Raw genomic sequence first — 15,789 nt, forward strand, 5'->3', positions numbered from 1 at the left:
GATGTCGGCGCTGCTCCCCTTTGTTTGATTCCTTAGAGTTCCCGACGCGCGCCCGCGCCAGCACAACGAGACCCGATTATGTTTGCCAAGCTTTCCATCCGCGCCAAGATCATCAGTGTCGTGGCGTTCCTGCTGGTCGCGATGACCGGCATGGGCCTGCTCGCCGTCACGAAGATGCGGACGATGAACGCCAACACTCTCGACATCACCACCAACTGGATGCCGAGCGTCAAGGCGATCGGCGACCTGCGGGCCGCAGTCATCACGTATCGGAACGTGGTGCGCCAGCACATGCTGGCCGAAGCTTTGGACGACAAGCTCGCGGTGGAGAAGACCGCCGCCACCGTGACCGACGCGCTCGCCAAGACGCGCAGCAAGTATGAGGCCATGATCAGCTCCCCGGAAGAGCGCGCGCTCTACAGCCAGTGGTCCAAGCTCTGGGACGATTACAAGAAAGGCACCGAGGAGGTGATGGCCTTGTCGCGCAAGGAGGCCGGCAAGATGCCGCGCGAGGCGCAGGAGCTCAACTCCAAGACGGTCAACAAGATCGGGCTTCAGGCGGATGAGGTCCTGAACAAGGACATCGAGCTCAACACCAGGGGTGGCGAACAGGCCGCTCAGGATGCCGCCGACAGCTATTCCTCTGCCTTCATGCTGGTTTCGGTCATTCTCGGCGCCGCCGTCCTGATCGGCATCGGTCTCAGCTTCTATCTGGTCCGCGATGTCTCGAGCGGCATCAATTCCATCACACAGCCGATGCAGGCGCTGGGCCGGGGCGACCTTTCGGCCGAGGTGCCGCATCGCGGCGAGAAGACGGAGATCGGCGCGATGGCCGACGTGCTCCAGATCTTCAAGGAGGCGTTGATCGCCAAGAAGGCCGCGGACGAGGCTGCGGCCGCGGATGCCGAGGCCAAGATCGAGCGCGGCCGCCGCGTCGACGACATCACCCGCGAATTCGAAGCCATGATCGGCGAGATCGTCCAGACCGTGTCGTCGGCTTCGACCCAGCTCGAGGCCTCCGCCTCGACGCTGACGTCGACTGCCGACCGCTCTCAGAGACTGGCGACGACGGTGGCTGGAGCTTCGGAAGAAGCCTCGACCAACGTGCAATCGGTGGCCTCGGCCACCGAGGAGATGGCCTCGTCGGTCGGCGAGATCAGCCGTCAGGTGCAGGAATCGGCGCGGATGGCGGGCGATGCCGTCGGCCAGGCGCGCGCCACCACCGAGCGCGTCAGCGAGCTGTCGAAGGCTGCCGCCCGGATCGGCGACGTGGTCGAGCTGATCAACACCATCGCGGGCCAGACCAATCTGCTCGCGCTGAACGCCACAATCGAGGCGGCGCGAGCGGGCGAAGCTGGCCGCGGTTTCGCGGTGGTGGCCTCCGAGGTGAAGGCGCTCGCCGAGCAGACCGCGAAGGCGACCGGCGAGATCGGCCAGCAGATCTCCGGCATCCAGGCGGCGACCAACGATTCGGTCGGCGCCATCAAGGAGATCTCCTCGACCATCGAGCGCCTCTCGGAGATCTCCTCGGCGATTGCGGCCGCGGTGGAAGAGCAGGGCGCGGCGACGCAGGAGATCGCCCGCAATGTGCAGCAGGCCGCGCAGGGCACCCAGCAGGTCTCCTCCAACATCACCGACGTGCAGCGTGGCGCGACCGAGACCGGAACGGCATCGTCGCAGGTGCTGTCGGCGGCGCAAATGCTGTCAAACGACTCGGGCCGGCTGAAGAACGAGGTCAGCAAGTTCCTGACCAACGTCCGCGCGGCGTAAAGTCTTTGTCCGATCGAGCGACGAGCGGCGCCACATAGCACCGCTCGTTTCGTCTTGCCGGTAGCATGATGTCGCTCGCGGCGGAGCTCTTCTGAGATCGTCCGTAGTGTTACGGGCGCGACGTTTCATCGATGGTTAAATCGGATTTACGATAGTTGACAGAGGGCAGGCTCATGCCGGGCGCGTCCCGATTCGAATGACTTTTTACTGAATTCGGTCTTTGGGGAGCCCCGATGCGCAAGAATTTTCCGGTCACGACGGTCGAATATCCCGTCAGTGACGAGACGCTGATCGTTTCGCGGACCGATCTCAAGGGCAAGCTCACCTACTTCAACGAGGACTTCATTGCCGCCGCCGGCTTCACGTCGGCGGAACTCATGGGCCAGCCGCACAACATCGTTCGTCATCCCGACATGCCGCCGGAGGCGTTCGACAACCTCTGGGACACGCTGAAGGCCGGCAAGCCCTGGCTCGGCGCGGTGAAGAACCGTCGCAAGAACGGCGACTTCTACTGGGTGCTGGCGACGGCCTCTGCGATCCGCGAAAACGGCGAGGTCAAGGGATATACGTCGATCCGCACAAAACTGCCGGCCGACCAGCGCAAGCTCGCCGAAGAGGTCTATTCTGCGATCCGCGAGAAGAAGCCGCATGGCTATCGCATTGACGCCGGCATCATCCGCCGCCGCTCGTGGCTGGACCGCTTCAGCGTCTTCACCGGGACGCTGAAGGCGCGCCTCTTCACGACGATGGCGCTCCAGGCGCTGTTCATGCTTGCGCTCGGCATCGGCGGCGCGCTCGCCGCCGGCGGTTCGGCCAGCCTGATTCTGGCGGCGCTGGCCGTCGTCGGCGTCGCCATCGTCGGTTTCGCCGGCGTCACGACCATGCGCGCGATCCGGAGACCGATGCAGCAACTCAACGATACTTTGCTGAACCTCGTCCAGGACAAGCTCGACAGCCGCATCGTGATCGAGCGCGACGACGAGATCGGCGAAGCGCTGCGCAACCTCCAGACAGTGCAAACCATCATCCGCTTCAGCCGCGACGAGGTGCAGGCGGTTCAGCGCCGTGCCGAGGCGCAGCGCAAATCCGACATGACCAAGCTCGCAACCGGCTTCGAGGCCGCGATCGGCGAAATCGTCGAGACGGTGTCGTCGGCCGCAACCGAGCTCGAGGCTTCGGCCTCGACGCTGTCCTCGACCGCGGGTCGGGCGCAGGAATTGGCGACGGCGGTCGCAACCGGCTCGGAAGCAGCCTCCACCAATGTCCACTCGGTGGCGTCGGCCGCCGAAGAGATGTCGTCCTCGGTGCGCGAGATCGGCCGCCAGGTGCAGGACTCCTCCCGGATCGCGAGCGAAGCGGTCAGCCAGGCCCATGCCACGACCGAGCGCGTCAGCGAATTGTCGCGGGCCGCATCGCGGATCGGCGACGTCGTCGAGCTCATCAATGCGATCGCCGGCCAGACCAATCTGCTGGCCCTCAACGCCACGATCGAGGCGGCACGGGCGGGCGAGGCCGGACGCGGCTTCGCTGTGGTGGCTTCCGAGGTCAAGGCGCTCGCCGAGCAGACCGCCAAGGCCACCGGCGAGATCGGCCAGCAGGTCGGCGGCATTCAGGCGGCGACCCAGGATTCGGTCACCGCCATCGGCGACATCAGCGGCACCATCGCGCGTCTGTCGGAGATCGCTTCGGCGATTGCGGCAGCCGTGGAGCAGCAGGGTGCGGCAACCCGGGAGATCGCCCGCAACGTTCAGCAGGCCGCCCAAGGCACCCAGCAGGTCTCGTCGAATGTGGGCGACGTCCAGCGCGGTGCCTCCGAAACCGGCTCGGCGTCTTCGCAGGTGCTGTCGGCGGCGCAGATGCTGTCGCGCGATTCCAACCGTCTCAAGCTCGAGGTCGGCAAGTTCCTGAGCTCCGTCCGCGCCGCCTGAGGCGGATGGCGCAGGGGGCCGAGATCGGTGCCCCGGATGCCGCGCGGCAGTCCCGGCGATGCGCAGCATCGTCCGGTGTGATGCGCCGCAGCTACGCCACCCGCCACTCCGGCACCCCGTCGGCAGCCACCGTGATCTCGCCGAGCGAGCCGACCGGCGTGCGATCCATGTTGAGCAGATGGGCCAGCGTCGCGCTGTCGCGCGCCGGAATCCGCGCCAGCGTTCGCCGGTCGTGCTCGGTGCGCAGCATGACGACGCCGTGCTCGACCTCGCCGCTGCGGCCATAGAGCACCGTGAAACTCTCCACCTTGCCTTTGCCCGAGGCCTCGTCGACGAATTCCGGCACCGCGCGCTTGTTGCGGTCGGCCTCGCCTTGCACGCTGGTCTCCTGCGCCAGCGCCGCGTGCGGCGGCGCCTTCGCGACCACCAGTGCGTGATGCTTGGTGACGAAGCCGCCCTGGCCATAGAGCAGGCCGAGCCTGGCGCCATCGCGCAGCCGCCGCACCATCGCGCAGGCCGCATGCGTCATGTAGGTGTTGAGCGGCGCGCCGAAGAAGGTGAGCCCGCCGGTCACGGTCGGCTGCACGTCGGCGGAAAGCCCGAGCGTCCGCCGCGCCATCTTGGGCACGCAAGGGAAGCAGCTGTAGAGCTCGATCGCGTCGAACGTCTTGCCGTCGCCGCCGGCAAGGTCCATCACGGCTTGCAGCACCGCGTTCTGCGGATGGCTTTCGTAGAACTGGTCGCGCAACAGATAATCGCGCGGCTCCTCCGCCGAGGCGCCGCCGAGCGGATAGACCAGTCGGTCCTCCGCGATCCCGGCCGCACGGGCCTTGGCAAGGCTGGTGAGCAGCAGCGCGCCGCCCATGTTGACGCTGGGATTGGCGACCATCAGCTTGTTGTAGGGCCAGGCGATCAGGCGATTGTCCGCGGTCGGTGTCGTGATCTCCTCCGGCGCATAGCGCCGCTTCAGCCAGGCATTGGGATTTTGCGCGGCGGCTTGCGAATAGCGCGACCACAGCACGCCGGACTCGGCCATCGCCTCGCGCGGCGTCTGGCCCCAATGTGCGGAGGAGGCGGCCTCGTAGAACGGATAGACCGTGACGGGTCGGAACACGCCGAGCTTCACCGCCAGCGGCTTCTGGAACGCCGCGCCGCGCTTGGGCTCCTCGACGTCATGGGCGAACGGGGTCCATGGCAGCTTGACGCCGGCACGTTCCGCCTTGGTCGCGGTCGACTGCGCTTCCGCGCCGCAGACCGCGGCGACCGTGCACTCGCCGCGCGCGATGCGCTTGGCGGCTTCGTGGATGTAGCGGATCGGGCTCTCGCCGCCGACCGGGCCGTAATAGCAATGCGCGGGCGTGACGCCGAGGCGCTGCGCCAACAGCTGCTCGGGATCGCGATAGCGCCAGCTCAGGAAGTTGACGACGTCGAGCGACTGCACCTCGCCAAGCAGTTTTGCACCGGCGTCCGCCTCTGCGCGCCGCAGCGCCTGTTCGAGCAGATCGAGCGGTTCGAGGCCTTCAGTGATCTCCTTCGGGCGATCGACGATCTCGCCGACGCCGACGATGACGGGGATGAGGTCAGGGGGAACAGTCGTCATTGTTCTGCTGCTTCACTCTCTCAAACATCTCCGACCTCATCCTGAGGAGCCTGCGAAGCAGGCGTCTCGAAGGATGGGCCGCGGGCTCTCATGGTTCGAGACGGCGCTTGCGCGCCTCCTCACCATGAGGGTCTACACCTACTCCGCCACCAGCGCATTCATGTGCTCGACCGCTTCGGCGAACTCTTCCTTGAACTCCTGCACCACGGCGCCGGCGGACTTGACGCTGTCGATCAGGCCGACGCCCTGGCCGACGAAATAGCTGACGAGATCGCGCGCCCGTGCGTTGCCGCTCGCTGCGGCACGGTCGATCGAATTGAAGGCGTCGCGGCTAAGGATGCTTTGCAGCGGCATCGGCAGCGCGCCCGGGCTGTCCGGCGCGCGGTCCCAGGCGTCGGTCCAGACCGAGCGGAGCTGCCGCGCCGGCTTGCCGGTGCGGCCCTTGGAGCGCACGGCGTCGCGCGAGGACGCCGCGATCATCTTCTCGCGGAAAATCTCGCTGGTCTCGGATTCGACGGTCGCCAGCCACACCGAGCCGGTCCAGGCGCCGGCCGCGCCCATCGCCATGCAGGCCGCCATCTGTCGGCCCGTCATGATGCCGCCGGCCGCCAGCACCGGCACGTCGCGGATCTTTCTGATCGCCTTGATCACCTCGGGCACCAGCACCATGGTCGAGACCTCGCCGCAATGGCCGCCGGCTTCGGTGCCCTGCACCACGAGAATGTCGACGCCGGCGGCGACCTGGCGCAGCGCGTGCTCCTTGGCGCCGACGAGCGCTGCGACCGGCACCCCGTGTGTCTTGCCCATCTCGATCATCGCCTTGGGCGGCACGCCCAGCGCGTTGGCGATCAGGCGGATCGGATGATTGAAGGAAACCTCGAGCAGCTGTAGCGCGGTTTTTCCGTCGAACGGCTGCGGTTGATCGGCTGCGACCTCCGTGGTCGTGAGCTCGATGTCGTATTTCTTCAGCAGATCGCGCGTGTAGTTGCGATGCTCCTGCGGCACGCGCGCCTCCAGGCTCTTCCAGGTGACGTCCTTCTCGCCCGCGGTCGAGATGTTCTCGGGGATCAGCACGTCGATGCCGTAGGGCTTGCCGTCGATGTGATCGTCGATCCATTTCAGCTCGCGTTCGAGCGTATCGGGGGTGTGCACGGTGGCACCCAGCACGCCGAAGCCGCCGGCGCGGCTGACGGCGGCGACGACATCGCGGCAATGGCTGAAGGCCAGCAGCGGGAACTCGATTCCCAGCATGTCGCAGATCGGCGATTTCATGGCTCTCTCCCGGCGGCCTTCGCGTTTTCGTTGTTTTCGCTGGCAAAGCAAAGTGACGCGAGCCGGTCGATGACATGCCGGATTCGGCGAGGCATCTTGTGTGTAGACGTCGCGCTCGTCCCGCAGGCCGTTGCGTCCCGGATGAGGCCGGTCATTCCGGGGCTCGCGTCAGCGAGAACCCGGAATCCATTTTTCGGAGCATTCCTGGCGGCGCAATGGATTCCGGGCTCGCCCTGCGGGCGCCCCGGAATGACGGGGAGGGAGCCTGCCATGACGAACCGTGAAGTTGCCCGGTTCGGGAATGCATTCGGCGCCCTTGTCATTCGGCATTCGCGGTCTAATTAATGCAGACGCATCTTTCCGCCGGAGCCCCGCATGACCGACGCCCCCGCCTACGTGCCGCCCAAAGTCTGGACCTGGAACAAGGAGAATGGCGGGCAGTTCGCCAGCATCAACCGCCCGATCGCCGGCCCAACTCACGACAAGGAGCTGCCGGTCGGCAAGCATCCGCTTCAGCTCTATTCGCTGGCCACCCCGAACGGGGTGAAGGTCACGGTGATGCTGGAGGAGCTTTTGGCGCTCGGCCACAAGGGCGCCGAATACGATGCCTGGCTGATCAGGATCGGCAATGGCGACCAGTTCGGCAGCGGTTTTGTCGACATCAACCCGAACTCGAAGATCCCCGCCCTGATGGACCGCTCGGGTCCGGAGCCGATCCGGGTGTTCGAATCCGGCTCGATCCTGTTCTATCTCGCCGAGAAGTTCGGCGCCTTCCTGCCGAAGGACATCAAGACCCGCACCGAGGCGATGTCCTGGCTGTTCTGGCAGATGGGCAGCGCGCCCTATCTCGGCGGCGGCTTCGGCCATTTCTACGCCTACGCGCCGTTCAAGATCGAATACGCCATCGATCGTTTCGCGATGGAGACCAAGCGCCAGCTCGACGTGCTCGATCGGCGCCTTGCCGACAACGAGTACCTCGCGGGCAAGGAATACACGATCGCCGACATCGCGGTGTGGCCCTGGTACGGTGCGCTCGCCAAGGGGCTGGTCTATGGCGCCGGCGAATTCCTGTCGGTGCAGGACTACAAGAACGTGCAGCGCTGGACCGACCAGATCGCCCAGCGTCCCGCCGTGAAGCGCGGCCGCATGGTCAACCGCGTCTCGGGCGACCCCGCCAGCCAGCTCCACGAGCGCCACGACGCCAGCGATTTCGAGACCAAGACCCAGGACAAGATCGAGGCCGCGACGACTGCGTAACGTCGCTCGCGGATGTGCGTAGGGTGGACAAAGCGACTTGTCCGCCGTAGCTCGAAGAGCGAAGGCGGAAGCGTGCCCACCACCTCTCGCATTGGCCGCGACGGTGGGCACGGCACGCGAAGTGCGCGCCTTTGCCCACCCTACGGCATCTCGTCGATCACGCCATGCTCAGCTCGTGGCGTCCCACCACCATCCAATGCACCTCGTCCGGACCGTCCGCAAAGCGCAGGTGCCGCACGTCCTGATACATCTCCGCGAGCGGGGTCCAGTGCGAGATGCCGGTGGCGCCGTGCATCTGGATCGCCTGGTCGATGATCTTGCAGGCGCGCTCCGGCACCATGGCCTTGACCATGGAGACCCAGACGCGGGCCTCCTTGTTGCCGAGCACGTCCATCGCCTTGGCGGCCTTCAGCACCATCAGCCGCATCGCCTCGATCTCGCAGCGCGCCTGGGCGATGATCTGCATGTTGCCGCCGAGATGGGCGATCTTCTTGCCGAAGGCCTCGCGGGTTAGGCCGCGCTGCACCATCAGATCGAGCGCCTTCTCGGCCTTGCCGATGGTGCGCATGCAGTGATGGATGCGGCCCGGGCCGAGACGGAGCTGCGAGATCTCGAAGCCGCGGCCTTCGCCGAGCAGCATGTTCTCCTTCGGGACGCGCACATTGTTGAAGCGCATGTGCATGTGGCCGCGCGGGGCGTGGTCCTGCCCAAACACGTACATCGGGCCGAGCACCTCGACGCCCGGCGTGTCGCGCGGCACCAGGATCTGCGACTGCTGCTTGCTCGGCGCGGCATCCGGATTGGTCTTCACCATCACGATGAGGATCTTGCAGCGGGGGTCGCCGAGACCGGAGATGTAGTATTTCTCGCCGTTGATGACCCATTCGTCGCCGACCAGCTTTGCGGTGGTCGAGATGTTCTTGGCGTCGGAGGAGGCGACGTTCGGCTCGGTCATGACATAGGCCGAACGGATCTCGCCGTTGAGCAGCGGCTTCAGCCACTTCTCCTTCTGCTCCTTGGTGCCGACGCGCTCCAGCACCTCCATGTTGCCGGTGTCGGGCGCCGAGCAGTTCATCGTCTCTGACGCCAGCGGGCTCTTGCCGAGTTCGGCGGCGATATAGGCGTAGTCGAGGTTCTTCAGGCCCTGGCCGGTCTCGTCATCGGGCAGGAAGAAGTTCCAGAGGCCTTCCTGCTTGGCCTTGTTCTTGGCCTTCTCCAGCACCTCGAGCTGCTTCGGCGTGAAGCTCCAGCGGTCCTCCTTGCCTTCGCCCGCCTTGGCGAACTCGATCGACATCGGCTCCACGGTGTTGCGGATGAATTTCCTGACATGATCGTAGAGCGGTCGGACCTGCTCCGACATCCGCAAGTCGTTGAGCTCGTCGCCGGGATTGAGGGTGTAGTTGGTGGTGCGGGGAATGTAGGTGTGTTTTGTCATTGTTCCTCCCGGGGACGCAGAGATTGTTCTGGGCGCAAGAATAGTCGCGGCGCGGCCAAAGTGCGAGCGCGCATTTTTTCGCGCCGAGCCCTGCCACGCGATGGAATATCGCGAGGGCGTTTGAAATGTTGTTTGAACGGGGCGGCGCGAGTGGGCTGGAGCGCCGTCAGATCCCCAGGACTCCGTCAATGCGAGCGCAGCGACTTGTCCGCCGAAGCCTTCGGCGAAGGCGGAAGCAATCCAGAATCTTACCTCGGCGGCAGTCTGGATTGCTTCGTCGCAAGAGCTCCTCGCAATGACGAGGAGAGTCCGGTCGGCCTCACGCCGGCATCCGATGCATCGCGCAGATCTTGTTGCCGTCGAGATCGCGCAAGTAAGCCAGATACAGCTTGCCGCCAGGGCCCTGACGCACGCCGGGCGGATCCTCGATCGACTTCCCGCCGGCCGCAATGCCGGCTGCGTGCCAGGCGTCGACCTGCTCCGGGGAATTGGCGGCGAAGCCGATCGTGCCGCCATTCGCGCAGGTTGCCGGCTCGCCGTTGATCGGCTTCGACACCGAGAACACGCCGGTCTTGGTGATGTAGAAGATGCGGTGGCCGTCGACCCTGGCCGGCCGGACCTCGAGCGTGCTCAGCAGATTGTCGTAGAACGTCTTGGCCTTGTCGAGATCGTTGGTGCCGATCATGACGTGTGAGAACATGTGCCCATTCCCTTCTGCGCTTTTGAAATCAGATGCCGCAGGGTGGGCAAAGCGCAGCGTGCCCACCATGGCATCCGGAAATGCGTAGGGTGGGCACGGCGCAAGCGCGCCTTTGCCCACCCTACGAAATCTCAATACGCCGTATAGCCGCCGTCGATCACGAACGTATCGGCGGTGTGATACGACGACGCCTTGCTCATCAGATATACCGCGATGCCGCCGAAATCGCTCGCCTCGCCGAAGCGGCGCTGCGGAATGCGGGGCATCACGTTGGCGACGAACTTGTCGTTGGCCATGAGACCGGATGTCATGTCGCTCTTGATCCAGCCGGGCAGGATCGCGTTCGCCGTGACGCCGTGGCGGGCGAGCTCGACGCCGAGCGCGCGAACCAGCGCGTTGATCGCAGCCTTGGTCGCGGCGTAATGCTCGTTGCGCGCGGTGCCGAAGATCGAGGCGAGACTCGATGTCGCAACCAGCCGGCCGAAGGCATCGCCGGCATTGGCGCGCTCGGTCATGTGCCTTGCCGCGGCCTGGAAGGCGTGGAACACTCCGTCGAGATTGGTCGCGAACATCGTGCGCCATTCCTCCTCGGTGCGCTCGATGAAGGAGCGCCGGCCGCCGCCGCCGATGCCGGCATTGGCGAAGCAGCCGTCGACCCGGCCGAAAATGTCGAGCGTCGCCTTCATCGCTGCGTTCACCGAGGCCGGGTCGGTGACGTCGCAAACGCGGGTGTCGACCTTGCCGGGGAGCCCGGCCATGCTCGCGGCAGCCACCTTGTTCTTGTCGGGATTGCGGCCCCAGATCGAGACGTTGCAGCCTTGGGCCGCGAGCGCCTGCGCGATGCCGAGGCCGATGCCGCCATTGCCGCCGGTGATCACGGCGACGCGGCCGGTGAGGTCGAAAATAGACATGGCGCGTTTCCTGTTTTTTGGTCTGCGGCCAACCAGCCGCTGCGCGCAAGATTGCTTGCTATGCTCTGATCACCATGGACAAGACCGCGCCAAAAATCAAATATGCGCCCCGGCAAAACGAATTCCGGGCTGCGAAACTGGCGCAGGCCGCAACTGACGAGGAAACCATGCAGTTCAAACACGTCACGCTCGATTTCGATGGTTCGGTCGCAATCCTCAAGCTCGACCATCAGGAGGTGATGAACGCGGTCTCCGTGGACATGCTGGGCGGCCTTGCCGAAGCGCTCGATACGATCGAGGAGAAGAAGGACGAGGTGCGCTGCGTGGTGCTGACCGGCGCGGGCCGCGCCTTCTGCACCGGCGCCAATCTGCAAGGGCGCAACAGCCAGTCGAAGAAGACCAAGGCCGGCCTGACGCTGGAGACCGGCTTTCACCCCTTCCTGCGCCGCATCCGCAATCTGCATTGCCCGATCGTCACCGCGGTCAATGGCCCGGCGGCGGGCGCCGGCATGAGCTTCGCGCTGCTCGGCGACATGATCTTGTGCGCGCGTTCCTCCTACTTCCTTCAGGCCTTCCGGCGCATCGGCCTCGTGCCGGATTGCGGCTCGACCTGGCTGCTGCCGCGCCTCGTCGGCCGGGCGCGTTCGATCGAATTGTCGCTGATGGGCGAACGGCTGCCGGCCGAGAAGGCGCTGGAATGGGGCCTCGTCAACCGCGTCTATGACGACGGCGTGCTGATGGAGGAGGCGATGAAGCTCGCGCGCGAGCTCGCCAGCGGGCCGACGGTCGCGCTGTCGCTGATCCGCAAGCTCTATTGGGACAGCCCGGAAAATTCCTTCGAGGATCAGCTCAACCTCGAATTCCAGTGCCAGCTTCGCGCCGGCGACACCCAGGATTTCCGCGAAGGCGTCGGCGCGTTCCTGGAGAAGCGGCCTGCGCAGTTCAAAGGCAAATGATCGAGGCCGAGCTTTCACGCAGCGTCAAGCGCTGGTGCAAGGGCGCGACCGGCGCGACCTGCGCGGCCAAATTGTCGGGCGGCGCCAGCCAGGAAACCTGGCGCTTCGACATCACCCATCCCGATGGCGCGATCGGCGCGATCCTGCGGCGCTCGCCGAAGGGCTATGGCGCGGCGCCGACCCGCGCGGCGGGCCTTGCCGCCGAAGCGAAGCTGATGCAGCTCGCCTTCGAGGCGGGCGTGCCGTCGCCGCGCGTGATGCACGTGCTGGTGCCGGAGGACGACCTCGGCACCGGCTTCATCATGCAAAGGGTCGAAGGCGAGACCATCGCGCGCAAGATTCTTCGCGATGACGAGTTTACCGCGGCGCGGCCGCATCTGGCGCGGCAGATCGGCGGCATTCTCGCTGCCCTGCATCGATTGCCGAAGGACAAGTTGCCCGAGCTGCGCAGCAGGTCGGCGACGCAGGAGATTGCCGAGTTCGAGCGCGACTATCGCAGCCTGAACTGGCCCAAGCCCGTGTTCGAGCTGGCGCTGCGCTGGCTGCGCGACCACGATCCCGGACCGTCCGCCGAGACCACGCTGGTGCACGGCGATTTCCGCAACGGCAATCTCATCATCGGCACCGACGGCGTGCGTGCCGTGCTGGACTGGGAGCTCGCCCATCTCGGCGATCCCATGGAGGATCTCGGCTGGGTCTGCGTCAATTCCTGGCGTTTCGGCGAGATTGACAAGCCCGTCGGCGGTTTTGGTTCGCGCGAGGAGCTGTTCGCAGGCTATGAGGCCGCCGGCCGCAAGGTCGATCCCGAACGCGTCAAGTTCTGGGAGGTGATGGGCACGCTGCGCTGGGGCATCATGTGCGGCGGCATGATGCAGCGGTTCCGCGAGGGGCCCGACCATTCGATGGAGCGCGCCATGATCGGCCGCCGCGCCTCCGAAACCGAGATCGATCTGTTGCGGCTCCTGGCGCCGCGCGGGAGCTGACACATGCAGGACGAGCCGACCCCGATCGAGCTGACCAAGTCGGTCGCCGATTTCCTCCGCAGCGACATCACACCGCTGATCTCCGGCCACCAGGCCTTCAAGCTGCGCGTCGCCATCAACATCCTCGACCTCGTGACGCGGCAGCTGACGCGGGAAGAGGGCAGCGATGCTGCGGAAGTCGAGCGGTTGCACGCGCTGCTCGGTATGGACGGCTCGGTCATGGACCTGAACCGCGCACTCGCCGAGCGAATAGCGAAAGGCGAGATCGATCTCGCAACGCCAGGCCTCGCCGAGCATCTGTGGGCGACCACGATGGACAAGCTCGCCGTCGATCAGCCGAACTACGCGTCCTACAAAAGGGAGCTGGAGCGGGGCGGGTAGGTCTCTCCGCCGTCATTGCGAGGAGCGCAGCGACGAAGCAATCCAGACTGTTTCCGCAGAGGCAGCCTGGATTGCTTCGCTGCGCTCGCAATGACGGTGTTGAGGCAGGCGCGCCACTCTCTCCGCCGTCATTCCGGGGCGTCGCACAGCGACGAACCCGGAATCCATTCATCTGCGCGTTCTGCCGCCTAATGGATTCCGGGCTCGCGCCTGTCGGCGCGCCCCGGAATGACGAGCGGAGAGAAACGCGGTCACTTCCCCACCCATTTCGGCGGCCGCTTCTCCGAGAAGGCCTTCGGGCCCTCGATGTAATCCTGCGAGGCCACCATCGCCTGCACCGCCGGATAATCCCGCTGCTCCGCGATCGCCTGCTCCAGCGAGACGCCAAGTCCCTTCTGAATCGCCTGCTTGGACGCCCTGATCGACATCGGCGAGTTCTTGCCGATCATTTCGGCCCAGCGCAGCGCGGCGGAAAGCGCCTCGCCCTGCGGCACCACCTCGTTGACGAAGCCGAGCTCGAAACCTTCCCTGGCGCTGACATGGCGCGCGGTCAGGATCATGCCCATGGCGCGCTTGAGGCCGATCTGCCGCGGCAGCCGGTGCAGGCCGCCGGCGAGCGCGGCAAGGCCGACGCGCGGCTCGGGCAGGGCGAAGGTGGCGTTCTCCGAGGCGATGATGAGGTCGCAGGCGAGCGCGATCTCGAAGCCGCCGCCCATGGCGACGCCGTTCACGGCCGCGATGATCGGCTTGTCGCAGTCGAAGCGCGAGGTGAGGCCGGCAAAGCCGCCCTTGTCCCAGCCCCGTTTGCCGCCGGCCGCCTGCCATTTCAGATCGTTGCCGGCGCAGAACGCCTTGTCGCCGCTGCCGGTGACGATCGCGATCCACTGCTCGGGATCTCCTGAGAAATCGTCGAACACCTTTTGCAGCTCGAAATGCGCGTCGGTGTGCAGCGCGTTGTAGACTTCGGGCCGCGACAGCGTCACGATCGTGATCGGTCCCTTGCGTTCCACCTTGGAAAATTTCAGCTCCATCGCGCGCTCCCCGCATTCTCTCCTTGGGAATATTGGCGGCATACTACCGCGCGGCGGCGCTTGAGCACCATCGAATTGCGCTGGTGCGCCTTGCGCAGCCGTCACGCCTCGCCTTGCTTGACTTGCACGCGCTCTTCTCCGCTTAATCGCGAGAAGCAAGAATGCGCCCAGCGCCTTAACGCAAAACGATAAAATCAATCCGGGAGAGAACCTGTGGATTTCTCATTGCCTGCCGATCTCGTCGCCTATCTCGGAGAGCTCGACCGTTTCATCGCACGCGAGATCAAGCCGCTGGAGGAAGCCGACGACAACATCCGCTTCTTCGACCATCGCCGCGAATGGGCGCGCACCGATTTCGAGAACGGCGGCCTGCCGCGGCACGAATGGGAGACGCTGCTGCGCAAGGCCAAGGACCTCGCGGACGCCGCCGGCCACCTCCGCTTTCCGGTGCCGAGGCAATACGGCGGCAAGGACGGCTCCAACCTGTGGATGGCCGTGATCCGCGAGCACTTCGCGGCGAAAGGCCTCGGCCTGCACAATGATCTCCAGAACGAGCATTCCATCGTCGGCAATTTCCCCGTCGTCACCATGCTCGACCGCTACGGCCGCGACGACCAGAAGGCGATGATCGACGGCTCGATCAAGGGCAAGTACCGCATCACCTTCGGCCTCACCGAGCCGCATCACGGCTCGGACGCCACCCACATGGAGACGCGCGCGGTGCCGGCGACCCGCGACAACGTCAAGGGCTGGATCATCAACGGCGAGAAGATGTGGACCACCGGCATGCATGTCGCGACGCACTGCGCGCTGTTCGCGCGCACCAGCGGCAATGACGGCGATGCCCGCGGCATCACCTGCTTTCTGGTGCCGGCCAAGAGCCATGGCGTCAAGGTCGAGGAGTACATGTGGACCTTCAACATGCCGACCGATCATCCGCGCGTCAGTTTCACCGACGTCTTCGTGCCGGAAGATGCGCTGTTCGGCGAGGTCGGCCGCGGCCTGTCGCTGGCGCAGTGCTTCGTGCACCAGAACCGCATCCGCCAGGCGGCGAGCTCGCTCGGCGCCGCCGTCTACTGCATCAACGAAAGCGTGAAGTACGCGCGCGAGCGCAAGCCGTTCGGCAAGGCGCTGGCGGAGAACCAGGCGATCCAGTTCCCGCTGGTCGAGCTCGCCACGCAAGCCGAGATGCTGCGCCTGTTGATCCGCAAGACCGCTTGGGAGATGGATCAGCTCACCGAGGAGCAGATCGAGCGCACGCTCTCCGACCGCGTCTCGATGTGCAATTACTGGGCAAACCGCCTCTGCTGCGAATCCGCCGACCGCGCCATGCAGGTCCATGGCGGCATGGGTTATTCACGCCACAAGCCGTTCGAGCACATCTATCGCCACCATCGCCGCTACCGCATCACCGAGGGCAGCGAGGAGATCCAGATGCGCAAGGTGGCGGGATTCCTGTTCGGCTATATGGGGCCGGGGAAGCACTAAGGCTTGCACCGCTCTCGTAGGGTGGGCAAAGCGCAAGCGTGCCCACCACTTCTGTCGCGATCATGAAAGAATGGTGG

General features: G+C 65.5%; 13 protein-coding genes. 7 read left to right on the forward strand and 6 right to left on the reverse strand.

Going from position 1 to position 15,789, the window contains the following annotated elements:
• Positions 1–78 precede the first annotated feature (78 nt).
• Together AC066S_RS04920 and AC066S_RS04925 are read left to right on the forward strand one after the other, a co-directional pair.
• Positions 79–1,770: a methyl-accepting chemotaxis protein gene (locus AC066S_RS04920; RefSeq protein ID WP_126256416.1), complete on the forward strand. Its 1,692-nt coding sequence runs from the start codon at positions 79–81 to the stop codon at positions 1,768–1,770.
• A 233-nt stretch (positions 1,771–2,003) separates the two neighbouring features.
• Positions 2,004–3,698 carry a methyl-accepting chemotaxis protein gene (locus AC066S_RS04925; protein ID WP_126256415.1) on the forward strand — a complete coding sequence of 565 codons (1,695 nt, stop codon included), beginning with the start codon at positions 2,004–2,006 and terminating at the stop codon, positions 3,696–3,698.
• 91 nt (positions 3,699–3,789) lie between these two features.
• Here the strand turns inward: AC066S_RS04925 and AC066S_RS04930 are convergent, their stop codons facing one another.
• Both AC066S_RS04930 and AC066S_RS04935 read right to left on the reverse strand, forming a co-directional pair.
• Positions 3,790–5,298 (reverse strand): acetyl-CoA acetyltransferase, encoded by a 1,509-nt coding sequence (locus AC066S_RS04930; RefSeq protein WP_126256414.1) that lies wholly within the window; start codon positions 5,296–5,298, stop codon positions 3,790–3,792.
• A gap of 138 nt (positions 5,299–5,436) precedes the next feature.
• On the reverse strand, positions 5,437–6,570 hold the full coding sequence (locus tag AC066S_RS04935) for a nitronate monooxygenase (protein ID WP_126256413.1): 1,134 nt from the start codon (positions 6,568–6,570) through the stop codon (positions 5,437–5,439).
• A 375-nt stretch (positions 6,571–6,945) separates the two neighbouring features.
• On the opposite strand from AC066S_RS04935, the gene yghU reads away from it, so the two are divergent.
• On the forward strand, positions 6,946–7,827 hold the full coding sequence (yghU, locus tag AC066S_RS04940; RefSeq protein ID WP_478269055.1) for a glutathione-dependent disulfide-bond oxidoreductase: 882 nt from the start codon (positions 6,946–6,948) through the stop codon (positions 7,825–7,827).
• Between the two features lie 157 nt (positions 7,828–7,984).
• Here yghU and AC066S_RS04945 read toward each other — a convergent pair whose 3' ends face one another.
• From AC066S_RS04945 to AC066S_RS04955, 3 genes are all read right to left on the reverse strand, one after another.
• A complete protein-coding gene (locus AC066S_RS04945; RefSeq protein ID WP_135168003.1) occupies positions 7,985–9,262 on the reverse strand; it encodes an acyl-CoA dehydrogenase family protein in 1,278 nt (425 codons plus the stop codon).
• Positions 9,263–9,581: 319 nt separating this feature from the next.
• Positions 9,582–9,962, reverse strand: a complete 381-nt coding sequence (locus AC066S_RS04950) for a VOC family protein (protein ID WP_164718460.1) — start codon at positions 9,960–9,962, stop codon at positions 9,582–9,584.
• Positions 9,963–10,093: 131 nt separating this feature from the next.
• Positions 10,094–10,873 carry an SDR family NAD(P)-dependent oxidoreductase gene (locus AC066S_RS04955; protein ID WP_135168005.1) on the reverse strand — a complete coding sequence of 260 codons (780 nt, stop codon included), beginning with the start codon at positions 10,871–10,873 and terminating at the stop codon, positions 10,094–10,096.
• A gap of 167 nt (positions 10,874–11,040) precedes the next feature.
• Between AC066S_RS04955 and AC066S_RS04960 the strand changes: the two genes are divergently transcribed.
• Genes AC066S_RS04960 through AC066S_RS04970 form a run of 3 tightly spaced genes read left to right on the forward strand, consistent with a single transcriptional unit; the run spans position 11,041 to position 13,193 of the window.
• On the forward strand, positions 11,041–11,829 hold the full coding sequence (locus AC066S_RS04960) for an enoyl-CoA hydratase/isomerase (RefSeq protein ID WP_126256408.1): 789 nt from the start codon (positions 11,041–11,043) through the stop codon (positions 11,827–11,829).
• Positions 11,826–12,812, forward strand: a complete 987-nt coding sequence (locus AC066S_RS04965; protein ID WP_478269056.1) for a phosphotransferase family protein — start codon at positions 11,826–11,828, stop codon at positions 12,810–12,812. Before AC066S_RS04960 ends, AC066S_RS04965 begins: the two co-directional genes overlap by 4 nt.
• Positions 12,813–12,815: 3 nt before the next feature.
• Entirely contained in the window at positions 12,816–13,193 is a 378-nt protein-coding gene (locus tag AC066S_RS04970; RefSeq protein ID WP_478269057.1) for a DUF6285 domain-containing protein, read from the forward strand.
• Positions 13,194–13,444: 251 nt separating this feature from the next.
• Here the strand turns inward: AC066S_RS04970 and AC066S_RS04975 are convergent, their stop codons facing one another.
• Positions 13,445–14,224, reverse strand: coding sequence for an enoyl-CoA hydratase-related protein (locus AC066S_RS04975; protein WP_126256405.1), 780 nt, complete (start codon positions 14,222–14,224; stop codon positions 13,445–13,447).
• Positions 14,225–14,437: 213 nt separating this feature from the next.
• Here AC066S_RS04975 and AC066S_RS04980 point away from each other — a divergent pair, with 213 nt between their 5' ends.
• Positions 14,438–15,712 carry an acyl-CoA dehydrogenase family protein gene (locus AC066S_RS04980; protein WP_478269058.1) on the forward strand — a complete coding sequence of 425 codons (1,275 nt, stop codon included), beginning with the start codon at positions 14,438–14,440 and terminating at the stop codon, positions 15,710–15,712.
• Positions 15,713–15,789 lie beyond the last annotated feature (77 nt).

This window comes from Bradyrhizobium sp. CFUWI (assembly GCF_056429085.1).